This window comes from Sphingomonas sp. 3P27F8 (assembly GCF_005502745.1).
Lineage (GTDB): Bacteria > Pseudomonadota > Alphaproteobacteria > Sphingomonadales > Sphingomonadaceae > Sphingomonas.
The window spans coordinates 1-23,499 of the sequence record NZ_SCNL01000008.1 but is presented as its reverse complement, the minus strand read 5'-3'; the positions used below and the strand labels follow the sequence as shown (position 1 = coordinate 23,499).

Annotated in this window: 22 protein-coding genes and 1 pseudogene; 10 read left to right on the top strand and 13 right to left on the bottom strand. The window is 65.6% G+C overall.

Annotated features, from left to right (window positions below; all coding sequences use genetic code 11):
• From pth to FFS35_RS10850, 3 genes are all read right to left on the bottom strand, one after another.
• The gene (pth, locus tag FFS35_RS10860) at nucleotides 1-570 is read right to left on the bottom strand and encodes an aminoacyl-tRNA hydrolase (RefSeq protein ID WP_137787117.1); all 570 of its coding nucleotides are present in this window, start codon (nucleotides 568-570) and stop codon (nucleotides 1-3) included.
• An 84-nt stretch (nucleotides 571-654) separates the two neighbouring features.
• Nucleotides 655-1,281, bottom strand: a complete 627-nt coding sequence (locus tag FFS35_RS10855; protein ID WP_137787116.1) for a 50S ribosomal protein L25/general stress protein Ctc — start codon at nucleotides 1,279-1,281, stop codon at nucleotides 655-657.
• Nucleotides 1,282-1,393: 112 nt separating this feature from the next.
• Complete coding sequence (locus FFS35_RS10850) at nucleotides 1,394-2,290, bottom strand: TraB/GumN family protein (protein WP_249341572.1); 897 nt, start codon at nucleotides 2,288-2,290, stop codon at nucleotides 1,394-1,396.
• 126 nt (nucleotides 2,291-2,416) lie between these two features.
• Between FFS35_RS10850 and FFS35_RS10845 the strand changes: the two genes are divergently transcribed.
• The 5 genes from FFS35_RS10845 (at nucleotide 2,417) to FFS35_RS10825 (ending at nucleotide 9,216) form a co-directional block, all read left to right on the top strand.
• The gene (locus FFS35_RS10845; protein WP_137787114.1) at nucleotides 2,417-3,286 is read left to right on the top strand and encodes a glycine--tRNA ligase subunit alpha; all 870 of its coding nucleotides are present in this window, start codon (nucleotides 2,417-2,419) and stop codon (nucleotides 3,284-3,286) included.
• Complete coding sequence (glyS, locus tag FFS35_RS10840) at nucleotides 3,283-5,364, top strand: glycine--tRNA ligase subunit beta (RefSeq protein ID WP_137787113.1); 2,082 nt, start codon at nucleotides 3,283-3,285, stop codon at nucleotides 5,362-5,364. The genes FFS35_RS10845 and glyS overlap by 4 nt, the downstream gene beginning before the upstream one ends.
• A gap of 75 nt (nucleotides 5,365-5,439) precedes the next feature.
• Nucleotides 5,440-8,112, top strand: a complete 2,673-nt coding sequence (gene ppdK / locus FFS35_RS10835) for a pyruvate, phosphate dikinase (RefSeq protein WP_137787112.1) — start codon at nucleotides 5,440-5,442, stop codon at nucleotides 8,110-8,112.
• A 10-nt stretch (nucleotides 8,113-8,122) separates the two neighbouring features.
• On the top strand, nucleotides 8,123-8,692 hold the full coding sequence (locus FFS35_RS10830; RefSeq protein ID WP_137787111.1) for a DUF1214 domain-containing protein: 570 nt from the start codon (nucleotides 8,123-8,125) through the stop codon (nucleotides 8,690-8,692).
• A complete protein-coding gene (locus FFS35_RS10825; protein WP_171007596.1) occupies nucleotides 8,689-9,216 on the top strand; it encodes a DUF1254 domain-containing protein in 528 nt (175 codons plus the stop codon). Before FFS35_RS10830 ends, FFS35_RS10825 begins: the two co-directional genes overlap by 4 nt.
• Nucleotide 9,217: 1 nt before the next feature.
• Here FFS35_RS10825 and FFS35_RS10820 read toward each other — a convergent pair whose 3' ends face one another.
• Nucleotides 9,218-10,108: a prephenate dehydratase gene (locus tag FFS35_RS10820; RefSeq protein ID WP_137787109.1), complete on the bottom strand. Its 891-nt coding sequence runs from the start codon at nucleotides 10,106-10,108 to the stop codon at nucleotides 9,218-9,220.
• Between the two features lie 110 nt (nucleotides 10,109-10,218).
• Here FFS35_RS10820 and FFS35_RS10815 point away from each other — a divergent pair, with 110 nt between their 5' ends.
• On the top strand, nucleotides 10,219-10,863 hold the full coding sequence (locus FFS35_RS10815) for a cytochrome c family protein (RefSeq protein ID WP_137787247.1): 645 nt from the start codon (nucleotides 10,219-10,221) through the stop codon (nucleotides 10,861-10,863).
• Nucleotides 10,864-10,974: 111 nt separating this feature from the next.
• Here FFS35_RS10815 and FFS35_RS10810 read toward each other — a convergent pair whose 3' ends face one another.
• Together FFS35_RS10810 and FFS35_RS10805 are read right to left on the bottom strand one after the other, a co-directional pair.
• Nucleotides 10,975-11,844: an LOG family protein gene (locus tag FFS35_RS10810; protein WP_137787108.1), complete on the bottom strand. Its 870-nt coding sequence runs from the start codon at nucleotides 11,842-11,844 to the stop codon at nucleotides 10,975-10,977.
• A 9-nt stretch (nucleotides 11,845-11,853) separates the two neighbouring features.
• Nucleotides 11,854-12,495, bottom strand: coding sequence for an extensin family protein (locus FFS35_RS10805; protein WP_249341570.1), 642 nt, complete (start codon nucleotides 12,493-12,495; stop codon nucleotides 11,854-11,856).
• Nucleotides 12,496-12,700: 205 nt separating this feature from the next.
• Here FFS35_RS10805 and FFS35_RS10800 point away from each other — a divergent pair, with 205 nt between their 5' ends.
• The 4 genes from FFS35_RS10800 to FFS35_RS10785 all read left to right on the top strand — a co-directional run bounded on the left by FFS35_RS10800 (nucleotide 12,701) and on the right by FFS35_RS10785 (nucleotide 18,127).
• A complete protein-coding gene (locus tag FFS35_RS10800) occupies nucleotides 12,701-13,864 on the top strand; it encodes a phosphoserine transaminase (RefSeq protein WP_137787107.1) in 1,164 nt (387 codons plus the stop codon).
• 97 nt (nucleotides 13,865-13,961) lie between these two features.
• Entirely contained in the window at nucleotides 13,962-15,539 is a 1,578-nt protein-coding gene (gene serA / locus FFS35_RS10795) for a phosphoglycerate dehydrogenase (protein ID WP_137787106.1), read from the top strand.
• Nucleotides 15,540-15,634: 95 nt separating this feature from the next.
• Entirely contained in the window at nucleotides 15,635-16,729 is a 1,095-nt protein-coding gene (locus FFS35_RS10790) for an ATP phosphoribosyltransferase regulatory subunit (RefSeq protein WP_137787105.1), read from the top strand.
• A gap of 108 nt (nucleotides 16,730-16,837) precedes the next feature.
• Nucleotides 16,838-18,127, top strand: a complete 1,290-nt coding sequence (locus tag FFS35_RS10785; protein WP_137787104.1) for an adenylosuccinate synthase — start codon at nucleotides 16,838-16,840, stop codon at nucleotides 18,125-18,127.
• A gap of 66 nt (nucleotides 18,128-18,193) precedes the next feature.
• Here FFS35_RS10785 and FFS35_RS20000 read toward each other — a convergent pair whose 3' ends face one another.
• The 7 genes and pseudogenes from FFS35_RS20000 to FFS35_RS10750 all read right to left on the bottom strand — a co-directional run.
• Nucleotides 18,194-18,484 carry a hypothetical protein gene (locus FFS35_RS20000; protein ID WP_171007595.1) on the bottom strand — a complete coding sequence of 97 codons (291 nt, stop codon included), beginning with the start codon at nucleotides 18,482-18,484 and terminating at the stop codon, nucleotides 18,194-18,196.
• A gap of 216 nt (nucleotides 18,485-18,700) precedes the next feature.
• The gene (gene aroC, locus FFS35_RS10775; RefSeq protein ID WP_137787103.1) at nucleotides 18,701-19,771 is read right to left on the bottom strand and encodes a chorismate synthase; all 1,071 of its coding nucleotides are present in this window, start codon (nucleotides 19,769-19,771) and stop codon (nucleotides 18,701-18,703) included.
• Nucleotides 19,768-20,292, bottom strand: a complete 525-nt coding sequence (locus FFS35_RS10770) for an N-acetyltransferase (protein WP_137787102.1) — start codon at nucleotides 20,290-20,292, stop codon at nucleotides 19,768-19,770. Before FFS35_RS10770 ends, aroC begins: the two co-directional genes overlap by 4 nt.
• A gap of 3 nt (nucleotides 20,293-20,295) precedes the next feature.
• A complete protein-coding gene (gene fabI, locus FFS35_RS10765; RefSeq protein ID WP_137787101.1) occupies nucleotides 20,296-21,099 on the bottom strand; it encodes an enoyl-ACP reductase FabI in 804 nt (267 codons plus the stop codon).
• 37 nt (nucleotides 21,100-21,136) lie between these two features.
• Entirely contained in the window at nucleotides 21,137-22,063 is a 927-nt protein-coding gene (locus FFS35_RS10760) for a YihY/virulence factor BrkB family protein (RefSeq protein ID WP_137787100.1), read from the bottom strand.
• A 30-nt stretch (nucleotides 22,064-22,093) separates the two neighbouring features.
• The gene (locus tag FFS35_RS10755) at nucleotides 22,094-23,035 is read right to left on the bottom strand and encodes a DnaJ C-terminal domain-containing protein (protein ID WP_137787099.1); all 942 of its coding nucleotides are present in this window, start codon (nucleotides 23,033-23,035) and stop codon (nucleotides 22,094-22,096) included.
• Between the two features lie 64 nt (nucleotides 23,036-23,099).
• A pseudogene (locus tag FFS35_RS10750) lies at nucleotides 23,100-23,499 on the bottom strand (hypothetical protein); the annotation flags it as partial.

Genomic DNA, 23,499 nt, shown 5'->3' with positions numbered 1-23,499 from the left:
TCAATCCCCTTGGCGCAGCGCGATATCGTTCATGAAGCGCACGTCGTCGCCCTCCGCCAGCTTCGGCGCCTCCGCCGCAAGTGCGCCGAGCAGGTCGGCCAGCGGATCGATCTCGCTCTTGGCGTAATTGCCGAGCACATATCCGGTTACGCGATCTTTGTGGCCGGGATGGCCGATGCCGATCCGCACGCGGCGGAAATCGGGGCCAAGGTGCTGGTCAACCGAGCGTAGCCCGTTATGCCCCGCCGTGCCGCCACCGTTCTTCACCTTCACCTTGAACGGCGGCAGATCGAGCTCGTCATGAAACACGGTGAGCGCATCCGGCGCGAGCTTGTAGAACCGCAGCGCCTCGCCGACGCTGCGGCCGCTTTCGTTCATGAAGGTCGCTGGTTTGAGCAGAAGGATCCTCTGGCTGCCGAGCCTTCCTTCCTGCACCCAGCCCTGAAATTTCTTCGCCACCGGGCCGAAATCGTGCACTTCTGCGATAGCGTCCAGCGCCATGAAGCCCACATTGTGCCGCTGCATCGCATATTGCGGCCCCGGATTGCCGAGCCCTACCCAAAGCTGCACGCTTCGTCCCCTTTCGAAAATGAAACGGGCGGGGGGACGTCGCCGTCACCCCGCCCGAAACGGCTTACCGGAAAACAAGTCAGATTACTCGGCCTTGTCACCTTCCTCGGCTGCGTCGCCTGCTTCAGCATCGGCCTCGTCCTCGGCCGACTTCAGCGCGGACGGCGCGACGATGGTCGCGATGGTGAAGTCGCGGTCGTCGATCGCGGACTCGGTGCCCTTCGGCAGCGTGATCGCCGAGATGTGGAGAGAATCGCCGACTTCGAGGCCCTTGAGCGAAACCAAGATCTCGCTGGGTATTTCCGCCGCGTCGCACACCAGCTCCAGCTCGTGGCGAACGATATTGAGCACGCCGCCCTTCTTCAGGCCAGGCGATTCCTCCTCGTCCTGGAACACGACCGGCACCGCGACGGTGACCTGAGCGTGCGCCGAGATGCGCAGGAAGTCGACGTGGACCGGACGGTCGGTGACCGGGTGGAAGTGCACGTCCTTCGGCAGCGTGCGCTCGCCGTTGACCATGATGACCGAATTCATGAAGTGCCCGGTGCCGAGCGCCTTCACCAGCGCCTTCTCCTCAAGGTGAATCGAGGCGGGCTTTTTGTTCTGGCCGTAGATCACGGCGGGTACGCGGCCTAGACGACGCAGATCGCGGGAGGCTCCCTTGCCAACCCGATCACGCGTCTCGGCTGCGAGCGTCAGCGTGTCGCTCATTACAGTATCTCCGAAACGATATTTGGTTCGTCTCCCGCCACGCCTCCAGGGATGACCATGACGGGAAGCCGGCGCGCCTAGCGGAAGATGCGCGAAAAGGCAATGGCGCGGCTCAGTAGCGGATTCGCACCGCCTTCAGCTTGTAGCGCAGCAATTGCTCCTGCACGCTGCCCTTGCCCGCCAGATGCCCCGCACCGACCGCGATGAATACGGTGCCCGGGGTGCGCATCCGCTCCGCGATCCACCCCGCCCACTGCTTGTTGCGATTGAGCAGCAACATCTGGGCCACCTCGGGCGAATCGTCCAGCGACGCATTCATGTCCTTGGCCAGTTCGTCGGGCCGGCCGGCCGCCCAGTCGGCGACCATCTTGTCCATATTCTCGCGCGCTTTGGGCAGTTCGTCGATCGTCGACGATAGCAGGTCGATCTGCCCTTTCTGCGAAATCCGGTCGAACACGGATAGCTGCCCCTCGAACGTTTCCAGTCCGATCACCGGCTTGTTCTGCGCCTTTGCCGCTCGCGTCAGAATGCCTTCGGGGCCGTTGGCCGGATCATAGCCGATCTTCTCAAGCGGCAGGATCGACAGGCTGATCGCGGCGAACCAAGGCCGCATCCGATCATATTGAGAGAGGGAAAATCCGTTCTCGGTCAGCGCCTTCGCCAGTGCCTCGCGCTTCCCCGCCGGAAGCTGTTCCGACAGGGTCGGGCCGGTGGGGGCAAATGCTTTCGACAGCACCACTTTCTGCTGTGTCGCCTGATCCGGCTCCACCATCTCCAGCACCAACGTGCCGGACCGGTCGAACGCCTTCTTAACCGCCTGGTCGAACCAGGAGAGGCCCGGTTGCAGCACATGGATCGTGCCGAACAGGTAGATCGTGGTGTCTTTGTCCTTCACCACCCACAAGGCAGGATCGGCATCCTTCGTCGCGACCGGGGCCGGCTGAGCGCAGGCGGGAAGGGCAAAGGCGAGACCGATGGCGACGAACGAAGCGGAAATGGAACGGTACAAGCGGCGACCTCGTGTCAGAGTGGCAGGGGCAGATTTACTCATGCCCTTGCCTGTTGGCGAGCCATCCGTCATTGCCCGCGCGCGATGAACAACAGGTCAACAGAAGCGCCACTGAGCTTCCAGGACATGATCCTGCGCCTCCACCAATATTGGAGCGAGCGTGGCTGCGTGATCCTTCAGCCGTATGACATGCGGATGGGGGCGGGCACGTTCCACCCCGCTACTACGCTGCGTGCGCTGGGGCCGGAAACGTGGAATGCCGCCTTCGTCCAGCCGTGCCGCCGCCCGACCGATGGCCGCTATGGCGAAAATCCCAACCGGCTCCAGCATTATTACCAGTATCAGGTGATCCTGAAACCCAGTCCGCCGGACCTGCAGCAGCTTTATCTCGGCAGCCTCGCCGCGATCGGGGTGGACATGAGCCTGCATGACATCCGCTTCGTCGAGGATGATTGGGAAAGCCCGACGCTGGGGGCCTGGGGCCTCGGCTGGGAAGTGTGGTGCGACGGGATGGAGGTGACGCAGTTCACCTATTTCCAGCAAATGGGCGGCTATGACTGCAAGCCCGTGGCCGGTGAGTTGACCTACGGTCTCGAGCGGCTGGCGATGTATATCCAGAACAAGGACAGCATCTACGACCTCGCGTTCAATAGCGAGGGCGTTACCTATGGCGACGTGTTCCTTGAGAACGAGCGGCAGATGTCGAAATACAATTTCGAGGTCGCCGATACGGAAACGTTGTTCGAGGGTTTCCGCAAGGCTGTGGCCGAATGCGAAAATTGCCTGGCGAACAATATCCCCGTTGCCGCGTATGAGCAGGCGATCGAGGCGAGCCACCTGTTCAATCTGTTGCAGGCGCGCGGCGTGATCTCGGTGGCGGAGCGCCAGGCCTATATCGGCCGGGTCCGCGATCTGACAAAGAATAGCTGCGCGTCGTGGATCGCGGAAAACACGCCCGCATGGCAGGCGAAATACCCCGATTGGAGCGCGGCGTGACCGATTTCCTGCTCGAACTACGCTCGGAGGAAATCCCCGCGCGCATGCAGGCGAAGGCGCGCGAGGATCTGGCCCGGCTGTTTGCCGCCGAGCTGGCGCAATCCGGCATCGCGGCGGCGGAAACAGTGACCTACGCCACGCCGCGCCGCCTCGCGCTGATCCTGCGCGGCCTGCCTGACGCGACCGAGGCGGTGCGCGAGGAAGTCAAAGGTCCGCGCAGTGCAGCGCCGCCGCAGGCGCTGGAAGGCTTCCTGCGCAAGACCGGCCTGACGCGCGAACAGCTTGAAGAGCGGGACGGCGTGTTCTTTGCCGTGACCGAGCGCCCCGGCCGCGCGACCGCCGAGGTGCTGGCCGCTGCGATCCCCGCGGTGATCCGGGCCTTTCCCTGGCCCAAATCGATGCGCTGGGGCGCCACCTCGCGCTCGACCGAAAGCCAGCGCTGGGTGCGCCCGTTGCACGGCATCGTCGCGCTGTTCGGCGGCGGGATCGTCCCCGTTACCGTCGCGGGGGTGGAGAGCGGCGCGGCGACGCTTGGCCATCGCTTCCACCATCCGGGCGCGATCACGATCGGCTCTGCGGCGGATTATGTCGAGAAGCTGCGCGCCGCGCATGTCATCGTCGATCAGGACGAGCGGATGGCGCTGATCCGCGATCGCGCCACTGCGCTGGCGCGCGAGGCCGGGTTTGAGCTGATCGAGGATGAGGGGCTGGTCGCGGAGAATGCCGGGCTCACCGAATGGCCGGTGCCGCTGCTCGGTCGCTTCGACGCCGCGTTCCTTGAGGTGCCGCCGGAGGTGATCCAGCTCACCGCGCGGGTGAACCAGAAATATTTCGTCTGCCGGGATGGCGCGGGCAAGCTCGCCAACGCGTTTGTCTGCACCGCGAACATCGCTGCGACGGATGGCGGCGCCAAGATCGTCGAGGGCAACCGCAAGGTGCTCGCCGCGCGCCTTTCGGATGCGCGCTTCTTCTACCAGACGGATCTCAGGGTGCCGCTGGAGGAGCAGGCGAAGAAGCTGGAGAAGATCGTCTTCCACGAAAAGCTCGGCACCGTCGCCGACAAGGTGGAGCGCGTCGCGAAGCTGGCGGAATGGCTGGCGAGCGAAAAGATCGTCCCGAACTGCGATCCAAAGCTGGCGCGTCGCGCGGCGGAATTATGCAAGGCCGATCTCGTCACCGGCATGGTCGGCGAGTTCCCCGAGTTACAGGGCTTGATGGGCGGATATTACGCCGCCGCACAAGGCGAACCGCGCGAAGTCGCCGAAGCGATCCGCGATCACTACAAGCCGGTCGGGCAGGGCGATGAGGTGCCGACCGCGCCGGTCACGGTGGCGGTGTCGCTGGCGGATAAGCTGGATACGTTGGCGATGTTCTTCTGGGCCAACGAGATGCCGTCGGGGTCTCGTGATCCCTTCGCTTTGCGACGCGCTGTATTAGCGATCGCGAGGCAAATTCAGCAGAATGAACTTCGCCTGCCCCTAACGCGCACGTTTGACCGTGTGATTTCATTCAGCTTCATCGACGAGTTTGATCGATTCGAAGATGATGCGTCACGTGCGTTTATTCCCGTCCTCCTCGGCTTCTGCGCCGACCGCCTCAAGGTCCAGCAACGCGAGGCGGGTGTCCGGCACGACCTGATCGATGCGGTGTTCGCGCTCGGGGGAGAGGACGATCTCGTCCGGCTGCTCGCGCGCGTCCATGCGCTGCAATCGTTCGTCGGCACCGATGACGGCGCGAACCTGCTCGCCGGATACAAGCGCGCGGCGAACATCCTCAAGAAGGAGGGTGTCGAGAGCGCCGAGTGGACGCCACTCGACTATGCGCCCGAGCCCGCCGAGGCGGCGCTGATCGCAGCGCTGGACGCCGCCGAGCCCGCCGCCGCGCGCGCCGTCGCCAACGAGGATTTCGAGGCGGCGATGGCCGCGCTCGCCACGCTCCGCGCGCCAATCGACGCATTCTTCGAGGCGGTCACGGTCAACGATGCCGATCCGGCAAAGCGCGATGCGCGGCTCGCGCTGCTTGCGCGGGTTCGTGCTGCGGTGCACAGCGTGGCCGATTTCTCGCGGATCGAGGGATAATAGTCCCGCGTTCGGCATTATCTGCATTCTCTTCTTTCGCGTTCCCCGGCGAATTCACACACTTAGGGATTGAACATGACGCAATACGTGTATCGGTTCGGCGGCGGTGTTTCGGATGGAGGCAAGGGCGACAAGTTCCTGCTCGGCGGCAAGGGCGCGAACCTGGCCGAAATGGCCTCGATTGGCCTGCCGGTGCCACCGGGTTTCACCATCTCGACCGAGATGTGCACGCGCTATTACGACGATGGCGAGCAATTCCCGGAATCGCTCCGCGCCGAAGTGGCGCAGGGTATCGCGCATATCGAGGGCGCGACGGGCAAGAAATTCGGCGATGCCTCCGCGAGCGGGGCGGGGCCGCTGCTCGTCTCGGTCCGTTCGGGCGCGCGCGTTTCGATGCCGGGCATGATGGATACGGTGCTCAACCTGGGCCTCAATGATGCGACCGTAGAGGGGCTGGCGACGGTTTCCGGCGACGAGCGCTTCGCGTGGGACAGCTATCGCCGCTTCATCCAGATGTATTCGGATGTCGTGCTGGAACTCGATCACGGCGCGTTCGAGGAAGCGCTGGAAATCGCCAAGGAGGACAAGGGCTTCACGCTCGATACCGAGATGTCGGCGGCGGACTGGAAGGCCCTGGTCGCGGAATACAAGGCGCTGGTGGAGAAGGAATGGGGCAAGCCTTTCCCGCAGGATGTGCACGATCAGCTGTGGGGCGCGGTGGGCGCGGTCTTCGGCTCATGGCAATCGGAACGCGCGAAGGTCTATCGCCGGCTCAACGACATTCCGGGTGACTGGGGCACGGCTGTGAACGTGCAGGCGATGGTATTCGGCAACATGGGCGATACGTCGGCGACCGGCGTCGCCTTCACGCGCGATCCGTCGACCGGCGAGAACGCCTATTACGGTGAGTTTCTCATCAACGCGCAGGGCGAGGATGTCGTCGCGGGCATCCGCACCCCGCAATATCTGACGAAGGCTGCGCGCGAGACGGCGGGCGCCAAGGCCGCCTCGATGGAAGAGGCGATGCCGGAGGTTTATGGTGAGCTGGCGGCGGTGTTCGATCGGCTCGAGAACCATTATCGCGACATGCAGGACATCGAATTCACCGTCGAGGCGGGGAAGCTGTGGATGCTCCAGACCCGCTCGGGCAAGCGCACTGCCAAGGCCGCGCTGAAGATCGCGGTGGAGATGGCGGACGCGGGGCTCATCACCCGCGAGGAGGCGATCTTGCGAGTCGATCCGCAGGCGCTCGATCAGCTGCTCCATCCGACGCTGGATCCAGATGCAACGCGCGACGTGCTGACCAAGGGCTTGCCCGCATCGCCGGGCGCGGCCAGCGGCGCTGCCGTGTTCGACGCTGACACGGCCGAGCGCTGGGCCGCGGATGGTCGGGCGACGATCCTGATCCGCACCGAGACCTCGCCGGAGGACATCCACGGCATGCACGCGGCCAAGGGCATTCTCACGGCGCGCGGCGGCATGACGAGCCACGCGGCGGTGGTGGCGCGCGGCATGGGTCGTCCCTGCGTGTCCGGCGCGGGCGCGCTCTCGATCGATGCGAAGGCGAAGGTCGCGCGGATCGGCGCGCGGGAGGTACGCGAGGGCGAGATCGTCACCATCGACGGCACCACCGGCGAAGTGATGGCGGGCGAGGTCGCGACCATCCAGCCGGAGCTGGCCGGTGATTTCGGCACGCTGATGGAATGGGCCGATGCGGTGCGTCGCCTGAAGGTGCGCGCCAATGCGGAAACGCCGCTCGATTGCCGCACCGCGCGCGAATTCGGCGCGGAGGGCGTTGGGCTGTGCCGCACCGAGCATATGTTCTTCGATGCAGCGCGGATCACGGCAGTGCGCCAGATGATCCTCGCCGCCGATGAGGCCGGGCGGCGTGTGGCGCTGGACAAGCTGTTGCCGGAACAGCGCCGGGATTTCGTGGAGATCCTGGAGGTGATGGCCGGCCTGCCGGTGACGATCCGTCTGCTCGATCCGCCGCTGCACGAATTCCTGCCGCATGAGGAAGCGGAGTTCGCGGAGGTCGCGGCGGCTGCCGGTGTGGACGTGGACGTGCTGAAGCGCCGCGCGGCGGAATTGCACGAATTCAACCCGATGCTCGGGCATCGCGGGTGTCGCCTCGGTGTCACCTATCCCGAGATTTACGAGATGCAGGCGCGCGCGATTTTCGAGGCGGCGCTCGATGTCGCGGACAAGTCCGGCGAGGCGCCAATCCCCGAGGTGATGATCCCGCTCGTCGCCACCAAACGCGAACTGGAACTGATGAAGGCCGTTGTTGATCGCACCGCCGAAGCGGTGTTCGCCGAGCGCGGGAAGCGCGTTGACTATCTCGTCGGCACGATGATCGAACTGCCGCGCGCCGCGCTGCGCGCCGCCGAGATTGCCGAGGCTGGCGAGTTCTTCTCCTTCGGCACCAACGATCTCACGCAGACGACGCTCGGCGTCAGCCGGGATGACGCCGCGCGCTTCCTTACATCCTATGTGGAGAAGGGAATCTACGCGAAGGATCCGTTCGTGAGCCTCGACGTGGAGGGCGTGGGCGAACTGGTGCGGATGGCGGCCGAGCGCGGTCGTTCGACGCGGCCGGATATCAAGCTCGGGATTTGCGGCGAGCATGGCGGCGATCCGGCCTCGATCGCCTTTTGCGAGGCGGTGGGTCTGGATTACGTCTCGGCCTCGCCTTATCGTGTGCCGATCGCGCGGCTGGCGGCAGCACAGGCGGCACTGAACAAATAGGAGCGCGCGCGTGAAGCCATGGGCCCGCTATCTGATCCTTGGGGTGGCGGGCGTCGTGGCCGGGTTTGGCAGCGCGATCTACACGGTGCGCGCCGGTGCGCTAGGATCTAACGTAATGATCGGGCCATGGGCGACCGGCGTGGATTTCGGCTCTGCGGATCAAAGCGCGCGCACCCGTGCGGTGGTCGCGCGGCGCGGGCTCCTCGCGTTGCCGGCACGGGAAGCGCGCTATTATTCCTCCGCCACAGACGACGCCGGCCGCCCGCTCGATGGACGCTGCAGCTATCGGATCACGGGCGGCGCGTTACCCGGCCGGTGGTGGAGTCTGACGCTGTACGATGGGGACGGCTATCTTGCGGGAGACGGCCCCTATTCGGTCGAGAGCGCGGCTATCCGAGCTGGCGAGCAAGGGCGCTGGACGATGTTGGTATCGCCTGACCGGCAGGCCGGCCACTGGTTGCCTACTGCTCGTCTCGATCATTTCGAACTCACGCTACGCACCTATTTGCCATCCGATGCCGGCACAACCAGCCCGGCGCGCGATCAATTGCCCAGCATCCGGCGGGAGGCATGCAAATGATCCGGCGGTGGGCCGGGCCGATCGGGTTGGCAGTATTATTGGCGGTCGTGACGTGGTTCGTCACGCTTTCACGCACGCCGGAAACGCTAATGGCGACGGCCGTTTCGCGGTTGGGCAAAGCAGGGATGAACAGCTTTGCGCACTCACCGCTTGCCACCAGCAAGTCGCGAGCAATCGTGCGGCCCAGCCCTGATCTCGCTTATTCTTCCTGCCCGTTCGATCTTTCGAGAGGGGCACTTGTGGTGACGGTCGAGCCAGTCCCGGCGCTCTATTGGTCGCTGTCGGTGTTTCAGGCGAACACCGATGTCGCGTTAGTGCGCAACAACGTCGAGACGCACGGCAGGCCGATCACGGTGGTGGTAGCGCAGGAAGGGCAGGTAGCGCCAGCTGGTGCTGAAGTTGTGCGGGTCAAAGGTGCCCGCGGCGTCGCGTTGATCCGCGTTCTGGTGGACGATCGCGCGCATTTTCCGGCTATCGACGCGGCGCGGCACAGATCGACCTGTCGCGTATTAGCGACAGGCTAGATCAGCCGCGTGTCCGCGCCTGTTTATAGGTGCCCAGCACGCGGACCCATTTTGAGTGAAAGCCTAGTTCCTCCATCGCGCGATCAAACGGCGCATCGCCGGGTCGCCCCTCTACATCCGCGAAGAATTCGGTCGCAGCGAAGCTGCCGGCGCGCTGATAGCTCTCCAGCTTTGTCATGTTGACGCCGTTGGTCGCGAAGCCGCCCATCGCCTTGTAAAGCGCCGCCGGAATGTTCTTCACCTCGAATATGAAGGTTGTTATCCACGGGCCCTCTCCCGCAGACGGGCGGCCGCCCCGTGCAAGCATCACGAAGCGGGTAGTGTTGTGATCAGCGTCTGCGATGTCGTTCGCCAGTAGTTTCAACCCATAGATTTCAGCGGCTGGGGGCGGCGCGAGCGCGGCCGTTTGCGTGTCACCAACCTCCGCTACCATCGCAGCGGCGCCTGCGGTGTCCGGATAGGCGACCGGCTGAATATCGTGCGCCTTCAGCCAGTGGCGGCACTGACCAAGCGCCTGCGGATGGCTCATCGCCTGGCGCACCTCGTCCCGCGTGCCTAAGCCCATCAGAGCGTATCGGATCGCGAGGAAATGCTCGCCAGTGATGACAAGGCCGGATTCGGGCAGCAGAAAATGAATATCGGCCACGCGTCCATGAAGCGAATTTTCGATTGGTATCATCGCTAGCGCGGCGCGCCCGTCCTTTACCGCATCGATCGCATCCTCGAACGAAAAGCATGGCAGCGGCAAACAATCCGGAAACGCTTCCAGCGCGGCGACATGGCTGTTAGCTCCGGGCGCGCCTTGAAACGAAACCGCTCGCTCCGGCTCGGCGGAGGCGGCGGCGACCATCTGTGCGACGATCGGTCTGGCGGGGGCGGCAAAGTTCTCCATGTCGGTATCGGCCGTTAGCCGCGATCGGCGAGCATGCAAAGCGCCGCTTGCGGTACGATCCCGGCTTTCCTATGGGGTTCGGCATAAAGTCTCAGGGGCGGTTTCTGGATATGGACGATCGGAACAACACCATTGCGGGTTGGGTGCTTGCGGCATGTGGCGCGGCGTTGGGGTTGTCGATCGCGGGCGGCATGATTTTCCACTCCGGTCACAGCGAAAAATTCGGCTACCCGGTTGAGGCCGCGGACGATGCCGGTGGCGGCGGCGCGGCGGCGGCTGTGCCGATCGCGTCGCTCCTGCCAAAGGCGGATGCGGCAAAGGGTGCCGAAGTGTTCAAGAAGTGCGCGGCCTGCCACACGATCAATCAGGGCGGTGCAAACGGGGTCGGGCCGAACCTGTACGCTACGCTTGGCGATGAAATCGCGCAGGGCAAGGGCGGTTTCGCCTTCTCCGATGGACTGAAAGCCATCGGCGGCAAGTGGGATTTCGACAAGATGAACGCGTGGCTCACCAGCCCGCGTAAATTTGCCAATGGCACCAAGATGACCTTCGCGGGCCTGTCGAACCCGCAGGATCGCGCCGATGTGATTCTCTATCTCAACCAGCAGGGGTCGAATTTGCCGCTGCCGGCCGCACCGGCCCCTGATGCCAAGCCCGAAGCGAAGGCTGAGGGCGCGACCGCCAATGCGGCCTCTCCTGCAGACGCGTCCGCGAATGGCACGGCGCCTGCCGCTGGGGCAATCGCCAAGAAGTAGGTAGCCGACCGGCATTCTTTCGAATTACGCTGGTCGAGTACTCCAGATATTTGAGCGCGCCGGTAGGTTGGTCACTACCGGCGCGTTTGTTTTGTGTGCCATGATCCAGAGTCAGCCGCCCGACTGTTCCTGATAGAAGCGCTGGACGACAGCCCAGCCCTCGGCCGCGGTTTCGACATAGGAAAAGATCTCCAGGTCGCGCTCGGAAACGACGCCCTCTTCGACCAGCGCGTCGAAATTCACCACTTTCTCCCAGAAGTCGCGGCCGAATAGCAGCACCGGGATCGGCGCGATCTTGCCCGTCTGGATCAGCGTGAGCAGTTCGAACAGCTCATCGAATGTACCGAACCCGCCTGGAAACGCTGCAAGTGCGCGCGCGTGGAGCAGGAAGTGCATCTTCCTGAGCGCGAAATAGTGGAACTGCATGCTGAATGCGGGTGTGACATAAGGGTTAGGGGCCTGTTCATGCGGCAGCACGATATTTAGGCCGATGGAATCGGCATGAACGTCATGCGCGCCGCGATTCGCCGCCTCCATGATCGAGGGACCGCCGCCGGAGCAGACGACGAAATGGCGCTTGCCCTGCTCGTCGCGCGGGAAGTTGCTGGCGAGCCGCGCCAGTTCGCGTGCCATCTCGTAATAATGTGATTTGGCAACGAGTCGCTCGGCGATACGACGACTCTTCTCGTCTTTGGCGGCATCGAGCAGTGCTTGTGCTTTCTCCGGCTCGGGAATCCGCGCCGAGCCATAGAAAACGAAGGTCGAGCCGATATGCGCCTCGTCGATCAGCAATTGCGGTTTCAGCAATTCAAGCTGGAATCGCACCGGGCGCAGATCCTCACGCAACAGGAAATCCATGTCCTGGAATGCGAGGCGATAAGCGGGGTTTTCGGTCTGCGGAGTCGAAATGCCCGTTTTGGCGGTTTCGGCATCCTGTTTCGCGCGCGGGAAGACGCGGCTTGGTACGCGGGTTTCGGTCATCGAAAGTGATTAGCGGCAAAAACCGGCGCGGTCATCCTCCAGATGCAAATGGTCCCGGTGCGCTGTATTGTAATCGGGGGACAACACTGTTCCGAAGCGTTTGCACGCCGATTGGTGCACGACGCGCAGAAAGTACCGCACATTCTGATCGGGCGAGTTCCAGTCGCTGAGCACGGTGATGCGGCGGCCGTCTTTCAACACGAATGCGCTGATATCGATCGCGTTGGCGATTGAATGGCCTGATCGGCGCTTAGTGCCCGCGACATTGCGGCATGAATAACTCCCCATGCTGTCGATTCGCGCGAGCTCGCTACCGAGAATCTGATACGCCGCAGGGCCTACGGCATTGCGCGCCCAGCCCGCATAAGCGCGCGCCTCGCCACAGCGCACTGCGCCGAGATTGGCGGTCGGCACGCCGATATCAAGCAGTTTCACCGTGCCGAGGATCGCGCAACCCGGGCCAAGCTGACGGTCGGGCAGCGGCTGATAATCGACGCCAAGCCTCTGCAAGTCGGCTAGACACTGCCCCGTCTCAAGCGCTGATGGACCCGCAACGGGCTGGCCGCTGCGCGGCGGTGTGGACGGATGCTCGACCCGACCGCAGCCGGCGAGCGCCAGCGCAATCATCGCCGCGCCGTCCGCTCGGCACACGCCTCTTCCCACGCCAACCACACGCACGCATCTGGCGCAGCGCGGATTCAGCGACAAGCGAACGATGACGAAGCGGGTCAGCGACGCGACTATCCGATCGTACGTGGCCAAATCTTCGCGATTGCCAGGGCGGGTGCGCGCCGCTAGAGCCGTCGACGGGCCACGCGGTCCCAACGCCGCGCGTGCTCTCTGTGAGGAGAGTTACATGACTGATACCACGCTCGTTACCGGCGCTCTCATTGCGCCTGTCAAGCCCGCTGCGAAGCCGGCTCGCCCCTATTTCTCTTCCGGTCCGTGCGCCAAGCCTCCCGGCTGGGATGCGGCAAGATTGAACGCCGATGTGCTCGGCCGCTCGCACCGCTCGAAGCTCGGCAAGCAGCGGTTGCAATATTGCATCGACCTTATGCGTGAAATGCTCGCGCTGCCGTACACGCACCGGATCGGTATCGTGCCAGGTTCGGATACCGGCGCCTTCGAGATGGCGATGTGGACGATGCTTGGCGAGCGCGCCGTGACCACGCTGGCCTGGGAAAGCTTCGGTGAAGGTTGGGTCACCGATGCGGTGAAACAGCTGCGCCTCGAGCCGGAGGTGATCCGCGCCGATTACGGTCAGCTTCCGGATCTCGCCCGGGTTGATTGGTCCAGCGACGTGTTGTTCACCTGGAATGGCACGACTAGCGGCGTCCGGGTGCCGGATGGCGAATGGATCGCCGATGATCGGGAGGGCCTTACCTTCGCAGACGCCACCAGCGCGGTGTTTGCCTATGATCTCCCGTGGAACAAGATCGATGTTGCCACCTTCTCCTGGCAGAAGGTGCTGGGCGGGGAGGGCGCGCACGGTGTGCTGATCCTTGGCCCGCGTGCTGTCGAGCGGCTGGAGAACTACACGCCGACATGGCCACTGCCCAAGGTGTTCCGTCTCGTTTCGAAAGGGAAGCTCGCCGAAGGTGTGTTCAAGGGCGAGACGATCAACACCCCATCGATGCTCGCGGTGGAAGATGCGATCTTCGCGCTTGAATGGGCAAAGTCTATCGGAGGTGCAAAGGGCCTGATCGCGCGCTCCGACGCCAATTCTGCCGCGCTCGACAAGATCGTCGGAGCGCGAGACTGGCTCGGCCATCTCGCGGTGGACGAGGATATCCGTTCGCGCACCAGCGTATGCCTCACGGTTGAGGGCGCCGACGAGGCGTTCATCAAGGCCATGGCTGGCCTTCTCGAGAAAGAAGGCGCAGCGTTCGACGTCGCCGGTTACCGCGATGCCCCGGCCGGTCTGCGCATCTGGTGCGGTGCGACCGTCGATACCGCCGATATCGAGGCGCTTGGGCCGTGGCTCGACTGGGCCTATGCGACCGTGAAGGCTTCCAAATAAGACCCACCACCCGGCGGAAGTCGGGTCTTTCTCCGCATCGAGTGTGCTTGCCGCACCCGACCCCGGTCTTTGCCGGGACGACGAAAGTAACAGAAACATGCCCAAGGTACTCATCAGCGACAAAATGGACCCCAAAGCTGCGCAAATCTTCCGCGAGCGCGGTGTGGAAGTAGAGGAGGTGAGTGGGAGGACGGCGGAAGAGCTAATAGCAGTCATCGGGCAGTTTGACGGCCTCGCGATCCGTTCCTCGACCAAGGTGACCAGGGAAATCCTGGACGCCGCGACCAATCTGAAGGTGGTCGGCCGCGCCGGCATCGGCGTCGACAACGTCGACATCCCGGCGGCCAGCGCCAAGGGCGTGGTGGTGATGAACACGCCGTTCGGCAATTCGATCACCACCGCCGAACACGCCATCGCACTGATGTTCGCGCTCGCCCGCCAGTTGCCGGAGGCCGACGCCTCCACCCAGGCGGGCAAATGGGAGAAGAACCGCTTCATGGGCGTCGAGCTGACGAGCAAGACGCTCGGTCTGATCGGCGCCGGCAATATCGGCTCGATCGTCGCGGATCGCGCGCATGGCCTGAAGATGAAGGTGGTCGCCTATGACCCCTTCCTGACGCCGGAGCGCGCGCTTGAGACGGGCATGGAGAAGGTGACGCTGGACGAGCTGCTCGCCCGCGCCGATTTCATCACCCTGCACACCCCGCTGACCGACCAGACCCGCAACATCCTGTCGGCGGAGAACCTCGCCAAGACGAAGAAGGGCGTGCGGATCATCAATTGCGCGCGCGGCGGCCTGATCGACGAGGCGGCGCTGAAGGAGGGGCTGGATTCGGGCCATATCGCGGGCGCCGCGCTCGACGTGTTCGTCACCGAGCCGGCGACCGACAGCCCGTTGTTCGGCACGCCCAATTTCATCTCCACCCCGCATCTGGGCGCATCCACCACCGAGGCGCAGGTGAACGTCGCGATCCAGGTGGCGGAGCAGATGGCCGACTATCTCGTCACCGGCGGCGTCACCAACGCGCTCAACGTGCCGAGCCTCAGCGCCGAGGAAGCGCCGAAGCTGAAGCCCTACATGGCGCTGGCGGAAAAGCTCGGCAGCCTCGTCGGGCAGCTCAGCCACGGCGTGATCCCGCGCATCTCGATCCACACCGAAGGCGCCGCGGCCGAACTCAATCCGAAGCCGATCGTATCGGCGGTGCTCGCCGGCTTCCTGCGCACGCAGACCGATACGGTGAACATGGTCAACGCCCCGTTCCTCGCCCGCGAACGCGGCATCGAGGTGCGCGAGATCCGCACCGAGCGGGAGGGCGATTACCACACGCTGGTGCGCGTTTCGGTCAAGACCGACACGGGCGAGCGATCCGTCGTCGGCACGCTGTTCGGCGATGCGGCGCCGCGCCTCGTGGAACTCTTCGGCATCAAGGTGGAGGCCGATCTGGTCGGCCATATGCTGTATGTCGTGAACGAGGACGCGCCCGGCTTCATCGGGCGCATCGGAACCCTGCTGGGCGAAGCGGGCGTCAACATCGGCACCTTCCACCTCGGCCGGCGTCAGGCGGGGGGCGAGGCGGTGCTGCTGCTATCGGTCGATGACGAAGTGAGTGCCGATCTGCTCGCGAAGGTCCGGGCGCTTCCGGGCGTGCGAACCGCGACCGGGCTGGCGTTCTGACCGCACGATAGAGCGGAGCCTGCCGGGGGCTGTCCTTTCGCGCAAGGAAAGGGCAGGGCTTCCGGCAGGTTCAGCTCGAACGGATACGTTTCCCAATGGCCGCTTTGCTCCCCGAAGGTTTTCGCGATTCGCTGCCGCCGTTCGCCGATGCGGCGGCGCTGGTGGAGGCGCGTGTGTTGGCGGCGGCGGCAAGCCACGGTTACGAGCGGGCCGATCCGCCGCTGGCCGAATTCGCCGAGGGGCTTGGCTCGCGGCTCAAGGACGGCGGGCTGCGCAATGCGGTGCGCTTCGTGGACCCTGTGTCGCAGCGGACGCTTGCGATCCGGCCGGACCTGACGGCGCAGATCGCGCGGATCGCGGCAACGCGCATGGCGCATCACCCGCGCCCGGTGCGGCTGAGTTATGCGGGGCCGGTGCTCAAGCTGCGTGGCGACGCGCTCAATCCCGCGCGCGAGGTGCGCCAGATCGGCGCGGAGCTGATCGGCCTCGATTCGGTTGCCGCCGCGCGTGAGGTGGTGACGGTCGCGGTCGATGCGCTGGAAGCGGCGGGCGCGACCGGCATCTCGATCGATTTCACCCTGCCCGATCTGGTCGATACGATGGCCGGCGCGCTGCCGGTGGCGGACGTGGACGCGCTGCGCGAGCGGCTGGATGCCAAGGACGCCGGCGGCGTCGCGGCGCTGGCGCCCGCCTATCTCCCGCTGATCGCGGCTGCCGGGCCGTTCCCTGACGCGCTGGAGCGGCTGCGCGCGTTCGATACCGCCGGCATCCTCGCCTCGCGGATCGCGGGGCTGGGGGATATTGTCGCCGCGCTGGGCGATCGCGTGCAACTGACGCTGGATCCGACCGAGCGGCACGGCTTCGAATATCAGTCCTGGCTGGGCTTCTCGCTGTTTGTGAACGGCGTGGCGCGTGAGGTGGGGCGCGGGGGCACCTATCGCATCATGCGTGAGGACGGCGCGGAGGAGGCTGCCACCGGCTTCTCGCTCTTCGCCGACGCGCTGGTGGGCACCGCCCCGCCCGAGCGGCGCCGGCTGTTCCTGCCTCATGGCACCGCGGCTGCGGAGGGCGCGGCGATGCGGGCCGCGGGCTGGGTCACGGTCGCGGCGCTCGAGCCCGGCGACACGCCCGAGGCGCAGCTTTGCACGCACATTCTCGACCGTGGCGCGGCGCATCCGCTGGGCGGTTGATGACCACGCCGCGCGCGGCTACCCGCCCGGCGAAAATTCGGAACGTCCGCATGCCGAGTCCTGTCGAAGGGCGCGCGGACATCACCCGGCAGGGGGAGTTCTGTATCCATGGCGAACGTAGCGGTGATCGGCGCCCAATGGGGCGACGAGGGCAAGGGCAAGATCGTCGACTGGCTTGCCGAGCGCGCCGACATGGTGGTGCGATTCCAGGGCGGCCATAATGCCGGGCACACGCTCGTCGTGGGCGACACGACCTACAAGCTGTCGCTGCTTCCCTCCGGCATCGTGCGCGGCACGCCGTCGGTGATCGGCAATGGCGTGGTGCTCGATCCCTGGGCGCTGCGCGACGAGATCGCGCGGCTCGGCGAGCAGGGGGTGCGCGCGACGCCGGAGACGCTGCGCATCGCGGACAATTGCGCGCTGATCCTGCCGTTCCACCGCGATCTCGATGCGCTGCGCGAGGATGCGAGCGGCGCGGGCAAGATCGGCACCACGCGGCGCGGCATCGGCCCGGCCTATGAGGACAAGGTCGGTCGCCGCGCGATCCGCGTGTGCGATCTGGCGCACCTGGACGATCTGGGCGCGCAGCTCGATCGCCTCACCGCGCATCACGACGCGCTGCGGGCGGGCTTCGGCGAGCCGCCGATCGATCGCGAGCGGTTGCTGGGCGAATTGCGCGAGATCGCCGGCTTCGTCCTTCCCTTTGCCAAGCCGGTGTGGCGCGATCTCAACGACGCGCGCGCGGCCGGGCAGCGGATCCTGTTCGAGGGCGCGCAGGGGGTGCTGCTCGATGTCGATCACGGAACCTATCCCTTCGTCACCTCCTCGAACACGATCGCGGGGCAGGCGGCGGGCGGCTCCGGCATCGGGCCGGGCGGGGTCGGCTTCGTGCTCGGGATCGCCAAGGCGTACACCACGCGCGTCGGCTCCGGCCCGTTCCCGACCGAGCTGGAGAACGAAACCGGCGAGCGGCTCGGCACGCGCGGGCGCGAATTCGGCACGGTCACCGGGCGCAAGCGGCGCTGCGGCTGGTTCGACGCGGTGCTGGTGCGCCAGTCGGCGGCTGTCAGCGGCATCACCGGAATCGCGCTGACCAAGCTCGACGTGCTCGATGGATTCGACGAGGTGAAGATCTGCACCGGCTATCGACTGCGCGGTGACATGCTCGATTACTTCCCGTCCCATGCGGCCGACCAGGCGGAGGTCGAGCCGGTGTATGAGACGATCGAAGGCTGGGCCGGCTCCACCGCCGGGGCGCGGAGCTGGGCCGATCTGCCCGCGCAGGCGATCAAATATATCCGCCGTGTCGAGGAGCTGATCCGCTGCCCCGTGGCGCTGGTCTCGACCAGCCCGGAGCGCGAGGACACGATCCTCGTCCGCGATCCGTTCGCTGACTGATCGCGGACGTTGAAAGGCCCGGCGAACCTTCATTCGCCGGGCCTTTCGGGACCATTCGCGTAATCGTTAGCCGCGCGGCGGCGTCGTCGGCGCCGTGGTCGGACCGGCCGGGTCGGTCGCCGGCGGCGGTGCTACCGTCGAGTCAGCCGGCGGCGTGGTCGTGGCCGGCGCGGTCGAGGACGACGGCGTGGTCGTGGTGTCGCTCGGCGCCGCATCCGGTGCGGTTGCCGTATCGTGATGCTTCTTGCCCTTCTTCGCCTTCGCCGAGGTCGTGGGCTGATCGCCCGGCGCCATCTGCGCGACCGCAACAGTCGGGAGGATAAGGGCGCCAGCGGCGATGATGTGAACAAACTTCATGAATTCTTCTCCTGGTCTTCCCCGTTGGCTAACAATATAGGGATAAAACCGGCGCAGTATCGTCGCCCTGCCGCGATACACAAACGCTTCATCCCGGCATTACCGACATGAAATATTATCGAAAAGATGAGCCGTTGCTTGACGAAGACGATCCGATTGTGAATATCTGTTCAGATAAGTGATTCGTTACTTTCGCAACGCGCGATATTGTGTGGCTCAGCCGCACTGCCCGCGATGCAGCAGCGCCTGATCCGCGAGCACCAGCGCCACCATCGCCTCGACCACCGGCACGCCGCGGATACCGACGCAGGGATCGTGCCTGCCCCTGGTCGCGATCTCCGCCGCTTCCCCGCCGCGCGTGATCGTCTCCACCGGCGTCAGGATCGAACTGGTCGGCTTGAACGCCACACGCAGGCGGATCGGCTGGCCGGTCGCGATGCCGCCGGCGATCCCGCCCGCGTGATTGGCGAGGAACGACGGCTTGCCATCGGAGCCCGGCCGCATCGCATCGGCATTCTGCTCGCCGGACAATGCCGCGGCGGCGAAACCGTCGCCGATCTCGAACCCCTTCACCGCGTTGATCGACATGCAGGCGGCGGCCAGCTCGCTGTCGAGCTTGGCGTAGAGCGGTGCGCCCCAGCCCGCCGGAACGCCGCTCGCCTCGCAGGCGACGACCGCGCCGAGCGACGAGCCAGCCTTGCGCGCGGCGTCAACCATCGCCTCCCAGCGCCGCGCCGCGACGGCGTCGGGGCAGAAGAAGGCATTGCGATCGATTTCCGCGTCGTCGAACGCATGGGGATCGATGGCATCACCGCCGATCGATTCCACCCACGCCCGGATGCGTACCTGCGGCACCACAAGCCGCGCCACCGCCCCCGCCGCCACGCGCGCCGCCGTCTCGCGCGCGGAGGATCGGCCGCCGCCGCGATAATCACGGAAGCCGTATTTCGCGTCATAGGCATAATCGGCGTGGCCGGGGCGATAGGCCTGGGCGACTTCTGAATAATCCTTCGAGCGCTGGTCGACATTCTCGATCATCAGGCTGATCGGCGTGCCGGTCGTGCGCCCTTCGAACGTGCCGGACAGGATACGCACGGCATCCGGCTCGCGCCGCTGCGTGGTGAAGCGCGACTGGCCGGGGCGCCGCTTGTCGAGCCACGGCTGTATATCGTCCTGCGACAGCGATATCCCCGGCGGGCATCCATCGACCACCGCGCCCAGCGCCGGGCCATGGCTTTCACCCCAGGTGGTGAAACGGAATATGCGGCCGAAGGTGTTGAAGCTCATCCCGTCCCCAATCTAGCGAAAGCCGGCGCATGGCGCGCCTCTTCGCGCATGCCGCACGGCAGCAGGCCGCCCTGCAGCGGCAGCGCCATGAAATGGCGGCCGGCATAGGGCGAGGCGAAGTTGCGCGCCACCGCCGCATCATAACCGAAGCGCGCGTAATATCCGGGTTCGCCCAGCACGAAGCTGAGGACCACGCCCTCCGCCTCCAGGCGATCGTGGGCGGCGCGCACCAGCGCCTCCGCCACGCCGCGCCGTCGATAGGGCGCCGACACCGCGAGCGGGGCGAGCGCCACGGCCGGCACCGGCTTTCCGCCGACCGTCACCGCCATCCTGCTGAACGCGATCATGCCCGCGAGCACATCCCCAACCTCGTCATGGGCGACCAGCGCCAGCACCATGTCGCCCTCGGCGCACAGATCGCGCACCAGCGTCGCCTCGTCCGGGGCGGGAAAGCTGGCGCGCAGCAACGCGTCGATCGCGGCGACATCGCCGGCGCGGGCCGGGCGGACGGTGATCGTCATCCGTCAGGCCAGCGCGATATCCGGCGCATCCTCCGCCTTCATCCCGATCACGTTGTAACCCGCATCGACATGGTGGATTTCGCCGGTCACGCCGCTCGCGAGATCCGAGAGCATGTAGAGGCCCGCGCCGCCGACATCCTCGATCGTCACGGTGCGGCGCATCGGCGAATTCAGCTCGTTCCACTTCAGGATATAGTTGAAATCGCCGATCCCGCGCGCCGCCAGCGTCTGGATCGGCCCGGCGGAAATGGCATTGATGCGGATGTTTTCCGGCCCGAGATCGACCGCGAGATACTTGACGCTCGTCTCCAGCGCGGACTTCGCGACGCCCATCACGTTATAATGCGGGATGACCTTTTCCGCGCCATAATAAGTGAGCGTCAGGATCGCGCCGCCTTCGGGCATCATCTCACGCGCGCGCTTGGCCACCGCGACCAGCGAATAGGCCGAGATGTTCATCGTCATCAGGAAATTGTCGAGCGAGGTATCGTAATAGCGGCCGCGAAGCTGGGACTTGTCGGAGAAGCCGATCGCATGGACGACGAAATCGATCGTCGGCCATTCCCGCGCCAGCGCCGCAAAGGTCGCGTCGAGCGCGTCCATGTCGCTGACGTCGCAATCGAACAGCCGCGCCACGCCGAGCTGCTCGGCCAGCGGCCGCACGCGCTTCGCCATCGCTTCGCCCTGATAGCTGAATGCGAGTTCGGCGCCCGCCTCGCTCAGCTTCTTCGCAATTCCCCATGCCAGCGACTTGTCGTTCGCCAGGCCCATAATCAGCCCGCGCTTTCCGGCCATCAATCCGCTCACGGTCCCGCCTTTTCCTTCTGTTCCGTCGTGGCGTCCTCTAGCGCCGTTTCCGGCGTTCCGCCAGTGCCGCGTTGAGATGCGCGCCGAATACGAGGCCGAGGCCGATCAGGTAGAAGAACAATAGCGTCACCACCACGCCCGCGAGGCTGCCGTAGGTGAGGCTGTATCCACCGAGCTGCCCGAGGACGAACGGGAGCACCACCGTCATCCCCGTCCACCACGCCGTCGTGAACAGCGCGCCGGGCCATTTCCGGCTCTTCGTGTAGCGATATTTCGATGGCGTGACGCAATAGAACAGCGCGAACAGCGCGCCGAACATCACCACGCCGGGAATCGCGCGGCTGATCCCGATCCAGCCCGCGACATGCTTCGCCCATGGCAGCAGGTGATAGACGAACTGTTCGGCGGCAGTGAGCAGACCCTGCGCCAACAGCGACAGAAGAGTGAGGATCACGGAAGCAACGATGCCGAGCGACAGGCCGAGCCGCGCGCGCCAGATCGGCTGGGTGCTGACCGTGCCATACGCCTGCCGGAAAATCTCGCGGATCGTCTCGACGAAGCTGCTGACCGTCCACAGGCCGACCAGCGCGCCCAGCCACAGCAGCGATCCGGTGCGCGCGGTCAGCACGTCATGGATCGGCTTGCGGAGCAGATCGGATACGTCGGGCGGCAGGACATGCAGGAAGGAGGCGACCGCCAGCTGGATACGGTCATCACCCCCGAAAACGGACAACACCGCCGCGGTCACGATGAAAAACGGAAACAGCGTCATCAACGCGAGGTAGGCGAGGTTGCCGGCGTGCATGAAACCGACGGTGTACACGCCGATCACGGTGCGCTTGACCACCTCGAAAGCATAACCGCCGGGCGAGAGGCTTGCGAGCTGCAGATCAAAGCGCGCCCGCGCCGTGCCCGCTCGTTCCGCGCGATCCTCTGGCGTCAGCGCATTGGCGACATCGCTCAAGCTTCAATCCCCTCGGCTATATATCGGGAATCAGACGCCCATCGCCTCGCGCGGGTTCCCTCCGCCGTGCCAGCTTTCCACGAATTGCTGAAGCGCCGCATCGCCCGCCGGCACATCCACCATCAGCGTGACGAGCTGATCGCCGCGCCCGCCGCCCTTCCGGTGAAAGCCCTTGCCCTTCAGCCGCAGCACCTTGCCCGAGGTGGATCCGGCGGGAATTGTGAGCATCACCGGCTTTTCCACCGTCGGCACCTTCACCGGGCCGCCCTTCACCGCCTCCACCAGCGTGACGGGCAGGTCGAGCCGGACATCGTCGCCCTCGCGGACGAAAAACCGGTGCGGCACGATTTCTATCGTCACGATCGCATCGCCGGCGCCGCCCTGGCCCGCTTCACCCTTCCCGGAAAGGCGCATCTGCGTGCCGTCCTCGACGCCGGGCGACAGCTTGAGATCGATCGTCTTGCCGTCGCCCAGCGTGATGCGCTGCGGGACGAGTGCGGCGGCATCCACGAACGGCACGCGCAGGCGATAGGCGACGTTGGCGCCCCGGGGGGGAGGCTGACGCCGGCCGAACCCGCTGGCGAACCCGCCGCCGCCGCCGCCGCGCCCGCCGAACAGCCCCTCGAAAATGTCCGACATGTCGACGCCGTCGCCGCCCACATCGAAGCCCTGCGAGCGGAACCCGCCCGCGCCGCCGCCACCGCCGCCGCCGCGCGCACCACCGAAGCCGGCGCCGAACGGGGAAGTGGGGTTGCCATCCGCATCGATCTCGCCGCGATCGAAGCGCGCGCGCTTTTCCTTGTCGGTCAGCAGATCATAGGCGCCGGTCACCTGGCTGAACCGCTCGGCGGCCTTCGGATTATCCTTGTTGCGATCGGGATGGAGCTCTTTCGCGAGCTTGCGATACGCCTTCTTGATGTCCGCTTCGGAAGCGCCGCGCGCGACGCCCAGCGTCGAATATGGATCGGCCATCGATTCCCCGTTGGTGTGTTACGAAGCTATGTGGGGCGGCGCCCCCGCGAAGGCAATGCGGACGCTATAGCCTGCCGAACACCGCCTCGAAACCGGCGCGGTCGCCGGCGGCGAGGAAGCGCGCCTGCTCGATCCAGCGGTCGCGGTTCATGCGCCCGGTGAACGGCCCGAGCCGGGCATCGAGGGCCTCCGCCTCGGCGGTGTCGAGCGCGGCGAGCTGGCCTACCGTCGTGATGCCGAGTGCGGCGAGCCGCTCCGCGAGCTTCGGCCCCAGCCCCTTGAGCTGGGTGATCGGCCCATCGGCGGCGGCGGGGCCATCGGGCGCGGCCGGCGGTTCGGGTGTCGATGCGGCCTCGGTCGCGGGGGCGGCATCGAGCGGCGCTGCGGTGGCGATCGGCACGTCGGCGAGCGGCATGGCATCAAGCGCGGCAGGCTCGTCCGTCGCCCGGTCCGCGATCACGGGC